Origin of the sequence: Streptococcus intestinihominis, from assembly GCF_046824975.1 — a bacterium.
Taxonomy (GTDB): Bacteria; Bacillota; Bacilli; order Lactobacillales; family Streptococcaceae; genus Streptococcus.
This window is the reverse complement of the sequence record NZ_JBKQBL010000001.1, coordinates 304,013-316,218: the sequence shown is the minus strand read 5'-3', so window position 1 is coordinate 316,218 and position 12,206 is coordinate 304,013. Positions and strand designations below refer to the sequence as shown.

Genomic DNA, 12,206 nt, shown 5'->3' with positions numbered 1-12,206 from the left:
CGAAGCAACGAAAGAATAAGCATTTAAAAGAAAGGAGCACGGTATGGGATGGTGGCGTGAAACCATTGATATTGTAAAAGAAAATGACCCAGCAGCACGTACCTCGCTGGAGGTCCTCTTGACCTATCCAGGCGTTAAAGCGTTAGCTGCTCACCGTGTTTCTCACTTTTTGTGGAATCATGGCTTTAAGCTTCTAGCTCGGATGCACAGTCAGTTCTGGCGCTTTTGGACCCAGATCGAAATCCATCCAGGAGCGACCATTGCTTCTGGTGTCTTTATCGACCATGGAGCAGGCCTCGTTATTGGGGAAACAGCTATTGTTGAAAAAGGCGTTATGCTCTACCACGGGGTGACGCTCGGTGGAACTGGAAAGGATACAGGGAAGCGCCATCCAACGGTTCGTGAGGGAGTTTTGGTCTCCGCTCATGCTCAGGTCATCGGTCCGATTGAGATTGGGGCCAAGGCCAAAGTAGGAGCGGGGGCGGTCGTTGTCTCCGATGTACCGAGTGATGTGACCGTTGTCGGTGTTCCTGCCAAGATTGTTCGTGTTCACGGTAAGAAGGATGAGCCAATCATTCACCAGGAAGAAGAAAAGCGTGAATACTACGTGAATAAGATGGAGCACGCCAAGGAAGCTAGTCACCATTCATCAAGTCTTTAGAAAAGGTTGGAAAAGTTATCGAAGTGAAATATGACAGGAGGAACCGACCTGTCATATTTACCAGATGCTATTTTGAACCAGGTAGTCCTTGAACTGAAAGAAGGCTTGGAGTCAATTTCGCAAGAGTAAAGTCTATCAGTTCTTCTACACAGCTGACTATGTAGATCATCATAACCGAACCTGGGGTGCCCGCCATGAAGAGCGGACAGCTGATGCCATGACTTTTTTCACTATCACTTTGACAATAGCAAAGGAACTAGAAAGGTAACTACAAGAATGGCAGTATATTTTTACGGCTGTATCACCATGGATGGCTACTTGGCAGACAGCCAACACAGGATAGACTGGCTGCATCAGCTTGGTTCTGTAGAGGATACAGGTTATGATGACTTTTACAGGCAAATGGATATCACCATTATGGGCAAGCGGACCTTTGAGGAAATCCAAGATTTGCAAGATGTAGAAAGTTTTTATCAAGCTACGGAAAACTATGTCTTTACGCATGATAGGCACCTGCCTGTCAGCAATTACCAGCCAGTAGCTGGGGATGTGGTGGACTTTGTTCGCCAGATTGACAAAGGCAAAAATGTCTTTGTGATTGGTGGTAATTCCTTGGTAGGACCGCTCTTGGATGCGGATCTTTTCGACCACCTCATTATTCAGATAGCGCCCCTTATCCTAGGAAAGGGGGTTCCCCTCTTTACCCAAGAGGAAGGGCAGCGCTTTTATCAACTGGATAGCCTCAGACAATTTGGCCCTTTTGCAGAGCTGGTTTTCAGCCGAAAAAGTCAGAAATAAAGAAGGGAGTGGACCGCATGATTAAAATTTATGACACCATGTCTCGTGATTTGCGAGAATTTGTCCCAATCGAAGAAGGAAAGGTCCGCATGTATGTTTGTGGGCCAACAGTTTACAACTATATCCACGTGGGGAATGCCCGTTCGACAGTAGCCTTTGACACGATTCGTCGCTACTTTGAGTATCGTGGCTACGAGGTTAACTACATTTCCAACTTTACAGATGTGGATGATAAGATTATCAACCGTGCCAAGGAAGAAAGCATTACTCCTCAGGAAGTGGCAGACAAGTACATTGCGGCTTTTCGTGAGGATGTGACGGCTCTCGGGGTCAAACCTGCAACCCGCCACCCTCGTGTGGTCGAGTTTATGGACGACATCATTCGTTTTGTCGCTGATTTGATCGAAAAAGGCTATGCCTACGAGAGCCAAGGGGATGTTTATTTCCGTGTGGAAAAATCCCACAACTATGCTAAGTTAGCCAACAAAACTCTAGAAGACTTGGAGTTAGGTGCTTCTGGTCGGACAGATGAAGAGACTGCCCGCAAGAAAAATCCAGTCGACTTTGCCCTTTGGAAAGCTGCGAAGCCGGGTGAAGTTTCTTGGGACAGTCCTTGGGGTCCTGGTCGTCCTGGTTGGCACATCGAGTGTTCGGTCATGTCAACGGGGATTTTAGGCGATACCATTGATATCCACGGTGGTGGAGCCGATCTTGAGTTTCCACACCATACCAATGAAATTGCCCAGTCTGAAGCCAAAACAGGCAAAACTTTTGCCAACTACTGGATGCACAATGGCTTTGTCAATATCGACAATGTCAAGATGTCCAAGTCCTTAGGTAACTTCATTACTGTGCATGATGCATTGAAGACCATCGACGGCCAAGTCCTTCGCTTCTTCTTTGCGACCCAGCACTACCGCAAGCCCATTAACTTCACAGAAAAAGCGGTACGCGATGCGGAGACCAACCTCAAGTATTTGAAAAATACCTATGAGCAACCGTTCACAGGAGAAGTGGATCCAGCAGACTTGCAAGGCTTTGTGGACAAGTTTATCGCGGCGATGGATGAAGATATCAATGCAGCGAACGGAATTACTGTCGTCTTTGAATTGGCTAAATGGATCAATTCAGGTCACTACAATCAAGACGTCAAGGATGCCTTGACCAAGATGTTAGAAGTCTTTGGAGTGGTCTTTGTCGAAGAAGTCTTGGATGCAGATATTGAAGCCTTGATCGCTGAACGCCAGGAAGCGCGGGCTAAGAAAGATTTTGCGAGAGCAGATGCCATTCGCGATGAATTGGCTGCGCAAGGAATCAAGCTCTTGGATACAAAAGAAGGTGTAAGGTGGACTCGTGATTGATGTCAATCTAATCAATGGGATTGCCCTGGCCTTTGAGGGAGATGCGGTCTATTCTATGTATATTCGCAAGCACCTGATTTTGCAAGGGATGACCAAGCCCAATAAACTTCATCAGGCAGCTACCCGCTACGTCTCTGCCAAGGCTCAGGCTAGTCTGATTGCGATGATGTTGGAAGAAGAGCTTTTGACAGAGAAAGAAGTCGAGATCTATAAGCGCGGTCGCAATACCAATAGCCATACCAAGGCCAAAAATGCGGATGTCGTGACCTATCGCATGTCGACGGGTTTTGAAGCGGTCATGGGTTACCTGCATCTGACAGATGAAATCAATCGCTTAGAGGAATTGGTAGCTTGGTGTATCCAAAAAGTGGAAGAAGGAACAAAATAGTGAAAAATATCAGAGAGTGGTTCCCTCAGGCAGAGGTGACGGATCACCCCAATCCACCAGTTGGTTATGTAGCCATTCCCCTGCAGGCCCAGCAATGGTTGCTACTGAGGGAAGAAGAGCTAACCGAGCGAGAAAAACAATTGATTGCCTGGTTGGCTAGTGAGGAAGATCTTGTTCCCAATCCTTGGTACCAATACCTGATCGATGGAAAGGGAGAAGCCCCTCAAGTTATCCAAAAAATGCAACTTGTCTATTGCCACCTCTCGCACTCGACAGCGGAAGGAACGGCTTCCTGGTTAGAGATGATGCAGACGCTTTTGCCCAACTTCCGAGCAATCTTGCAACTAAGTGGGCAGGACTATGTGCTCATTCTGGATCAAGAGCAGTCCCTAGATGTGGCTGCTATCTTAAAAGATACTGTCTCTGCCATGGAGTATGATTTTAATCTTCGCTTATCCATCATGGTCGGGCAGGTGTGGACTGAGTCAAAAGCTGGGAAAGTATCTCCTGTCATCCGAGCAGAACGGGCGGCCTTTAGAGCCTGGATCCGAGAAGGGCACCAAGGCGTCTACCGCTTTTCTCAACTCTATCTGTGGGGAATCGAGCAGCCAGATTTGGATCTCCATCCTATCAAAGAAGGCTTGCGTCAGTTGATTGGGAGTCAAGACCAGTTGCAGGATATCATTGTTGCACTGTGGGACAACGGGGCAGTCGTAACCAAGGCGGCCCAGCAACTCTATCTCCATCGCAATTCACTCCAATACAAGATTGATAAGTGGGAAGAGCTAACGGGTCTCCAGTTAAAAAATCTGACTGATCTAGCCCTTTGTTACCATTTGGTTCTACAGGATGTGATTTAACGGAATGAATTGAGAGTTTTGTGCAACTTGCACAAAACTCTTTTTCTTTTTTGTGAGACTTGCCATAGTTTTGTAAAGCGTTTTCATTTACAATAGAATTATAAAAATCAAAGGAGTACCATCATGGTAGAATTAAATCTTAAAAATATTTACAAAAAATATCCAAACAGTGAACACTATTCAGTTGAAGATTTCAACTTGGACATCAAAGACAAAGAGTTTATCGTTTTCGTAGGTCCTTCAGGATGTGGTAAATCAACAACTCTTCGTATGATCGCTGGTCTTGAAGATATCACAGAAGGTGAATGTTCCATCGATGGTACTGTTGTAAATAACGTGGCACCTAAAGACCGTGACATCGCCATGGTATTCCAAAACTACGCTCTTTACCCACACATGACTGTGTACGATAACATGGCCTTTGGTTTGAAATTGCGTAAATACAGCAAGGAAGATATCGACAAACGTGTACAAGAAGCAGCTGAAATCCTTGGCTTGAAAGAATTCTTGGATCGTAAACCAGCTGACCTTTCTGGTGGTCAACGTCAACGTGTGGCTATGGGTCGTGCCATTGTCCGTGATGCAAAAGTGTTCTTGATGGACGAACCTTTGTCAAACTTGGATGCGAAACTTCGTGTATCCATGCGTGCTGAAATCGCGAAAATCCACCGCCGTATCGGAGCTACAACTATCTACGTAACTCACGACCAAACAGAAGCGATGACTCTTGCTGACCGTATCGTTATCATGTCTGCGACTAAAAACCCAGCTGGTACTGGTACAATTGGACGTGTGGAACAAATTGGTTCTCCGCAAGAAGTGTACAAGAACCCTGTTAACAAATTCGTAGCTGGATTCATCGGAAGCCCTGCCATGAACTTCATTAACGTCAAGTTGGAAGGTGGACACATCGTTACTAACGGATTGAATTTGAAAGTTCCAGAAGGTGCTTTGAAAGTTCTTCGTGAAAAAGGCTATGAAGGCAAAGAGTTGATCTTTGGTATCCGTCCAGAAGACGTGAATACAGAAGCTGCTTTCCTTGAAACTTTCCCAGAATCAGTGGTGAAAGCAACCATCTCTGTATCTGAGTTGCTTGGTTCTGAATCACACTTGTACTGCCAAGTTGGTGACAACGAATTCATCGCGAAAGTGGATGCGCGTGACTATCTTGGAACTGGTGAAACCATCGAACTTGGATTTGACTTGAACAAAGCTCACTTCTTCGACAAAGAAACTGAAAAGACAGTATACTAATCAGTACTGACACTATAGAGACTGAGACAATGTGTCTCGGTCTCTTTCATTTTAAGGAGACAAAACATGGAAAAAGACTGGTGGAAGGGGAAGGTCGCTTATCAGATCTACCCAAAAAGCTTTAAGGATAGCAATGGAGATGGTGTTGGGGATTTGAAAGGCATCACGGAGAAACTCGATTACCTTCAAGATTTAGGGATTGATATTCTCTGGCTATCTCCTGTTTACAAGAGTCCTTTTATTGACCAGGGTTATGATATTTCTGACTATTATGCCATTGATCCCCTTTTTGGGACCATGGAAGATATGGAAGAGTTGATTGCGGAAGGAAAGAAGCGAGGCATTTCCATCATTATGGACTTGGTGGTCAACCATTGCTCCAGTCATCACGAATGGTTCCAAAAGGCTCTAGCGGATCCAGATGGCCCTTATGCAGACTACTTTTACTTCATCGAAAGCGACAAGGAACCCAACAACTGGGAAAGTTACTTTGGAGGCAGTGTCTGGGAACCGGTTCCTGGCACCAACAAATACTATCTCCATTCTTTCCACAAGGATCAGCCAGACCTCAATTGGCAAAATCCTGTCTTGCGCGAAGAAATTTATAAGATGATCAACTGGTGGTTGGACAAAGGAATTGCAGGCTTCCGGATTGACGCTATTATCAATATCAAAAAGGATTTAGAATGGCGTTCGCTTCCGTCCGATCGTGACAATGGCCTGGTCCCAGTGCCGGAATCGCTGGTCAATGCCCAACCGATTGAACCTTTCTTGCAAGAGTTAAAAGAGCGTACTTTTGCCAAGTACAATGCCTTCACTGTAGGGGAAGTTTTCAATGAAACCGATGAAGAGTTGCACTTCTTTATTGGAAAAGACGGTGTCTTCTCTTCCATCTTTGACTTCAAACAAACCATGCTGGGGCAAGAAGGAAAAGGCTGGTTTGACCATAGTCTTCCGACAGCAGATGAACTCAAGGAAAGTATTTTCCAAGCTCATGAGCGTGCAGATAGTATTGGGGTCCTCTCGACCATTATCGAGAATCACGACGAGCCTCGTGGGGTGTCCCACTATATTGCAGAAGGTCCAGTAAACGATACCAGTAAAAAAGCCCTGGGAACCATTCAGGTTTTGCGCAAGGGAATACCTTTTATCTATCAAGGTCAAGAAATTGGAATGGAGAACCAAGTCTTTGAATCAGTGGAGGACTTTGATGATATCGCGACCATCAATGGCTACCATGTGGCTAAAGAAGCTGGTTTGAGTGAGGAAGAAGCCTTAGCAGTGATTGCCAACTATAGCCGAGACAATGCGCGGACACCGATGCAGTGGTCAGCGGAGCCAGGTTTGGGATTTAGTGATGGGCCAGCCTGGTTGATCAGTCCCAAACCAAATGTTGCCATCAATGTGGAAGACCAGGAAAAGGATCCAAATTCCATCTTGAATTATTACCGCCAGTTGACGGCCTTGTATCGCCATCCCCTCTATGGAAATACCATCCGGTTTGGAGATATGATCCCAGCTTATCGAGACCGTGAGAACATCATCGCCTTTGAACGCCGTGGGGACAAGCGTCTCTTGGTGATCAGCAATTTCCAAAATCGCCAGGCCACCTTGGAGCTGCCAGCTCCGATTAAAACGGTCATTTTAAATAATACTGTAGGATTATTCCAAGAAGGAGACCATGTGCTAGAATTGGCCCCTTACCAAACTGTTGTGTTGGAATTGGTGGAATAGAATAGAACCTTCGCAGACGCGAAGGTTCTTTTGAAGATATATCTTTCGAAACTTTCCTTAGGTGAGTACGGACGTCAGCGAACTTCTTCGAAGTTCCATGACTTAGTTTTGAACCTAAGGTTTCAAAACTCCCGAGTGCTTGAAACATAACAGTTTCAAGCACTTTTCTCACGGCGGAAAATTTCAGTATAAGACTGAATACTGCTAAATACTAGAGCGAGTTTTATAACTTTTGTCTCATTTCTTAGATTATTTCATATGAAAAACTGATTTTCTATGAAAAGATGAACTTGAGATTCATAGCTAGTCTAAAATCTTACTCAACCTCTTTCTTTTTCAAGAGGAGGAAGCCTCCGCTAACGGCTAGCAAGAAGCTTGAAAGAACAAAGTGTCCGGTTGAGTGATCTCCAGTTTGTGGCAATTGCGCCTTGTCTGGATTTTCTTGGAAGCTTTGTCCTACTTGGTAGCTAAGTGGATGAACGACACCAGATTCTTTTTCAACTTTAGGAGAAGCTGGTAAAGTAGTCTGAGACTGCTCTACTTTTTTCTGCTCTGCTTGATTGTAGATTGGGACTACCACCCGATCTGGTTCTTTGGCTGGTACGTAATCCATCAAGCTTGCTAACTTGCTGCCGAAGATCGCGTTGGTTACCCAGCGGAAGAAGTGGACTGGGTGTTGGCGATTGGTTGGATTTCCGGCATAGACAAAGAGTGGTTGGCCCAGAAGTTCTCCAGAGATGGCCATGACCTTATTGGCTAGGACTTCATTTTTTGGCCACCAGCCTGCAATGTAGTAGTCACTTGAAGCGATACTCATCAAGGTCTTAAAGTTGCTTGGAACCTTTTCAATCCAGTTTCCTGAGTTGGAGTAGAAGAGAGCGTTCTTCTTGTAGCCACTGGTCAGTGGGTCTTGGTCATCGATGATGGCTTTCATCAAGCCCTCGTAGTCACTGCCACCTTTAAGTTTTTCAGCGTCAAAACCTGAAAGAACTCCCAATTTTTCCAGTTTCTGCATGGCTTCCCCGCCGATGACGAGAGTTGGTTTCTTGCCGAAGATGGAGGCATCAAAGCGATTATTTTCAAGCACAATAACATCTGCTTCGTCAGGAGTATCGACGATTTGGAAACCTAATTTTTCAAGGACCAAACTAGTATGAGCAGGCGCATCTACGCCGGTCCAATCGTAGTGATAGTTTGGAGAATAGATCTTCAATGGTTTCAAGGTTGGGCCGTTTGGAACCTTGTAGAGGGCTTCGCCGTAGATGGCATAGTTTGGTAGGAGCGATGCAAAAGTATCGCGGTCAACGATGTAGCCATCATCTGTTAGGTAGACAGATTTACCTTGGGAAATCGCCTTGTTTACTGCTTGAACGGCACTGGCTGAGGTATTGGCAATGACGTAGTAAGGCGCTTTAGGATCGATCTCAGAGGTTCTAGTCGCGCGAGTGGTGGTGACTTCTCCAAGTTTTCCAGCAAAGAGACCGTCTTTGAACACAGGTTCTGCCTTGAAGCCTTTCATATCAGGGAAGTTAACGAGAAGTTCCGCATACATGGCTGCCCAGGCGGATTCGTTAGACCCTTTATAGAGGATATGGTTGGCATAGCCCCGTTTAGCTTGAGCCATGTCAATGACCAGGTCTCCTTTTTTGTAGGTACCTGTATCTTCTTTGAGTTCTTTGACGAGGACACCATTGCGTTTGAAGTAGTCAATCATATTGAAGGCTTCTTGTGCATCATTGTCCTTGTCGAGGCCCATTGGGATAACATAGTAGTCAGGGAAGAATTTCGGACGACCATTCTTCACACGACCGACAACTTCACCAGTTGGTCCAACTAGTTCGTTCTCTGCTTTTGGATCTTCAATCTTGTTGAGGCCACGTAGGTAGAAGTTGAGGCGCATCTCAAGAAGCTTGTCGGGATCTTGGCTGAGGAAGTCAATTCCGCCAAGGACAGCATTACGTCCAGCATAATAGGATTCTTGGTTGGATTCTGGAATTTCGATGGTATGGCCCAAGATGCCGTGGTAAACGGCATAGACACCTGTATAACCAGAGAAGGAATCATCCCAGCCATCTCCCCAATCCAGTTTTGGAATGATGTAGCTGTCGTATTTGGAATTGGCAACCCCTGCGCGACCCATATGACGGGCATTTTCCAGCATGAGATTGGACATGAGGTCGTATTCAAAGTTCGGATCATGTGGAGGTGTTGCAGGCTCGATCAAGAATTCTTTGACAAATCCATGGATATCATAGAGAGCGATCGGATTCCACTTGTTGATCATTTGGATGACGGTGCGCACTTCTGGGTTGGTTTGGTAGCTGGCATCCCGGTTTGGATCCAGTCCATTGGCCAAAGCACGTAGGTTGAGAGCGTCCCCGTCAGGGTTTTCCGTGAAGTCAAACAAGAAGATGAATTTATTGAGCAAGGTTGGGATGTCCAGAGTCACATTCTTGACGTTACCGGCTTCATCCGTAGTCTTAAAGGTGACTTGATTTTCAGTTGCGAAGGTACGGAAGAGTCCCGTGATAATATCAATTCCAGGTTGTTCATCGGCGTGGGTATTGTGAACAAGGACAGGTAGTTTATAATCGAGTTTGTGGTCTTTCAAAGCAGCCAACATCTCACTTGGTTTGGTGAGGGCTTTTGGATTGGTAGATGAGAGGTAGTGATCGATGCTGGCTTGGTCCTTACTCACGATTCCCATCTTCATATCACGTCCTTGTGCGCTCTTACCAAGAGTTTCAAGCTGAACTAGACGGTCCGTTTTGGCTTCTGCCTTTGTCTGCTCAATGGAAGCTAGCATTTCCTCGTGGGTATGGAAATCTTTATATGGACGGAAGGTTAGATTCTTGCGAATAGTCAGCCCAAGATCTGAACTAGTTCCGACTAAAGTATGCTCGCCAATATAGTTCCGATAGGTCCGACGGATATTATTAGGGCTCCGAAGGCTTAAATCTTCGCCAAAGAGTTCCTTGACCGTAAAGGTCAGATCCAAATCGTTTCCGTTTTTGTTCTCTTCAACTGTGATGAAGGGATCTTTGGACAGAGTTCCTGTCTCCATGTCCCAAGTTTTCCACTCTTCCAGTGGTTTGTCGTCCAAAGTCCAGCTAATCTTGCCAGCAGCCTGAGCTTGATCCTTAACGGTATCCGTCAGCGTTCCTTTTTCAGACATGTAAACAGGACTGTCACTAAGGCTGATAGCTGGCTCTGCGTTTGCTGCTCGCTCTGTTCCTGTGTTTTCTGGCTTAGCACTAGGGCTAGTAGTGTCTGAAGCGGTAGGAGAGGCTTCAACTGGGCTAGAAGGATTAGTTGGAGCAGTCTCTGCAGGACTTGCAGTCGCTTCTGTTGCAGGAGCCGGACTGTTAGCCTCTGTGCTTGTTGCCGGGCTAGCGTTTGTTCCCTGTGGCTTGAGGACGTTTTCGACAGGTGCGGCAGGACTAGCTGTCTCAACAGTGTCCGCAGCAACTTGGCCTTGTGCGAGGAAGGCTAAAAGGACAGCGGTAGAGAGACTGAGTGCGTTTGTGTACAAACGCTTCTTATAAGAAGAATGCATAAAGAGACCTCCTTTGTTCTTTGTATACATATACACTTATCATATCATTTTACGACAGCGCTTTCAATAGGGGTTTTAGAATAATTTTCTGAGGAAAGGAGTAGAGTAGGATCAAGAAAAAGATAAAAAGAAGCCGAAACATTTGGCCTCTTTCTGTATATGAGCAGAACTCATGCTTGCAGTTCCTCCTGGTAATTTTGATAGAATTCCACCTTAATGGAGATGAAGGTTTCAAGATCACGGAGGAGTTGCAGAAGGGTCGCTCGGGTTTCAAATTCTTGACGTGATCGAGGAAGAGGTCGCTCACGAAAGACTGCTAGATAGCGGTTGATTTCGTCAAGTAGGAATTGGGCTGGATTTTCTTGACTGAGCTGGCTGGCTGTTTTAGCAAAGAGTTGGGCCAAAATAAGACTCTCGCTCGCGGCTAATTGGCAGTTGTTAACGTTGTTGGCCATATCCCGCAGGATATTATTTTGGCGCTTGCGCATCTCAAAATAATGGATATGGTAGTTGGTCTGATGGAAGAGGTGGTTGGAGTGGTCTAAATAGACTAAATCGAGAGCTTCTTTTAAGATGGTATCTAGCTCACGAATCAAGCTAGCATCGTTGCTCCCGTCTCCTTTTCCTAGAAACTCTGCAAAGCGATAGAGAATCTTCTTGAGTTGCTCCTCGACAATTTCATGATAGCGATCAATTTCTTCCTGTCGAGAAGGCATATAGAGATTGGCTAGGAGGGCAAAGCTGGTTCCGATTAGGAAAATAGCCACTTCATTTCCCAATAAAGAAAGGGAAGTGGATTTTTCTAGCAGGAGATGGGTAACCAGGACAGAGCTGGGCGTGATACCAATTTCCCAGCCTTGTAGGAAAGCAAGGGGAACATAGGTGGCCAGATAAAAACCAAGAGCCCATAGGTTAAAACCAAAGAGTTGAAAGGCTAAGCTTCCAAGGAGGAGAGCAAGAAGCATGGACATAAAGCGATTATAGGCTAGTTTGGCGGTACTTCGACGGGTATCGGTGATGCTGAGGATGGCAATGATCCCCGCAGAGGTGGCATAGCTCAAGCCAAGAAACTCTGCAAGCAAGATGGCCAAACAGGTGGCGAGAACCATCTTGATGGTTCGGTGAATAAGTGGCATAATGCTGATTCTTTCCTTTTTCTAAACTAGTTTCATTATACCACAAGCAAAGTGGCCTACTCCAAATGTTTCACCAGATATGGCAATTGTGTTATACTAGTTTCATGGAAAAAAACGATATTGTTTATGGCGTTCATGCCGTTACAGAAGCACTAGTCGCAAATACAGGAAATAAATTGTATATCCAGGATGATTTGCGTGGAAAAAATGTTGAAAAAATCAAGGATCTGGCAGCGGAAAAAAAGGTCTCTATTTCTTGGACCCCTAAGAAGACCTTGCAAGAAATGACAGAAGGAGCTGTCCACCAAGGTTTTGTCCTGCGAGTTTCGGAATTTGCCTATACGGACTTGACTGAAATCTTGACCCAGGTAGCTGATCAAGACAATCCCTTGCTCTTGATTTTGGATGGCTTGACTGATCCGCATAACTTGGGATCCATTCTCCGAACAGCTGATGCG

General features: G+C 45.6%; 10 protein-coding genes and 1 pseudogene. 9 read left to right on the top strand and 2 right to left on the bottom strand.

The annotated features are described in order from the left end of the window. Positions 1-43: 43 nt before the first annotated feature. The 8 genes and pseudogenes from cysE (at position 44) to ACLOR3_RS01625 (ending at position 7,056) form a co-directional block, all read left to right on the top strand. On the top strand, positions 44-661 hold the full coding sequence (gene cysE, locus ACLOR3_RS01660; protein ID WP_411400083.1) for a serine O-acetyltransferase: 618 nt from the start codon (positions 44-46) through the stop codon (positions 659-661). Between the two features lie 103 nt (positions 662-764). Further along, positions 765-929, top strand: a pseudogene (locus tag ACLOR3_RS01655) (nucleoside phosphorylase); the annotation flags it as partial. 8 nt (positions 930-937) lie between these two features. Beyond that, positions 938-1,459, top strand: coding sequence for a dihydrofolate reductase family protein (locus ACLOR3_RS01650; RefSeq protein WP_000301981.1), 522 nt, complete (start codon positions 938-940; stop codon positions 1,457-1,459). A gap of 17 nt (positions 1,460-1,476) precedes the next feature. Continuing rightward, positions 1,477-2,820 carry a cysteine--tRNA ligase gene (gene cysS / locus ACLOR3_RS01645; protein WP_411400082.1) on the top strand — a complete coding sequence of 448 codons (1,344 nt, stop codon included), beginning with the start codon at positions 1,477-1,479 and terminating at the stop codon, positions 2,818-2,820. Next, complete coding sequence (locus tag ACLOR3_RS01640; protein WP_129270007.1) at positions 2,813-3,208, top strand: Mini-ribonuclease 3; 396 nt, start codon at positions 2,813-2,815, stop codon at positions 3,206-3,208. The genes cysS and ACLOR3_RS01640 overlap by 8 nt, the downstream gene beginning before the upstream one ends. Continuing rightward, a complete protein-coding gene (locus tag ACLOR3_RS01635; protein WP_411400081.1) occupies positions 3,208-4,068 on the top strand; it encodes a helix-turn-helix domain-containing protein in 861 nt (286 codons plus the stop codon). Before ACLOR3_RS01640 ends, ACLOR3_RS01635 begins: the two co-directional genes overlap by 1 nt. 123 nt (positions 4,069-4,191) lie before the next feature. Then, a complete protein-coding gene (locus ACLOR3_RS01630) occupies positions 4,192-5,322 on the top strand; it encodes an ABC transporter ATP-binding protein (RefSeq protein ID WP_129270011.1) in 1,131 nt (376 codons plus the stop codon). A 66-nt stretch (positions 5,323-5,388) separates the two neighbouring features. Further along, positions 5,389-7,056: an alpha-glucosidase gene (locus tag ACLOR3_RS01625; RefSeq protein ID WP_411400080.1), complete on the top strand. Its 1,668-nt coding sequence runs from the start codon at positions 5,389-5,391 to the stop codon at positions 7,054-7,056. A gap of 316 nt (positions 7,057-7,372) precedes the next feature. Here the strand turns inward: ACLOR3_RS01625 and ACLOR3_RS01620 are convergent, their stop codons facing one another. Beyond that, positions 7,373-10,612: an LPXTG-anchored zinc carboxypeptidase gene (locus tag ACLOR3_RS01620; RefSeq protein WP_411400079.1), complete on the bottom strand. Its 3,240-nt coding sequence runs from the start codon at positions 10,610-10,612 to the stop codon at positions 7,373-7,375. A gap of 170 nt (positions 10,613-10,782) precedes the next feature. Continuing rightward, a complete protein-coding gene (locus ACLOR3_RS01615; RefSeq protein WP_411400078.1) occupies positions 10,783-11,748 on the bottom strand; it encodes an aromatic acid exporter family protein in 966 nt (321 codons plus the stop codon). A 104-nt stretch (positions 11,749-11,852) separates the two neighbouring features. Here ACLOR3_RS01615 and ACLOR3_RS01610 point away from each other — a divergent pair. After that, the coding region (locus ACLOR3_RS01610; protein ID WP_412036927.1) for a TrmH family RNA methyltransferase at positions 11,853-12,206 on the top strand (354 nt) is incomplete at its 3' end.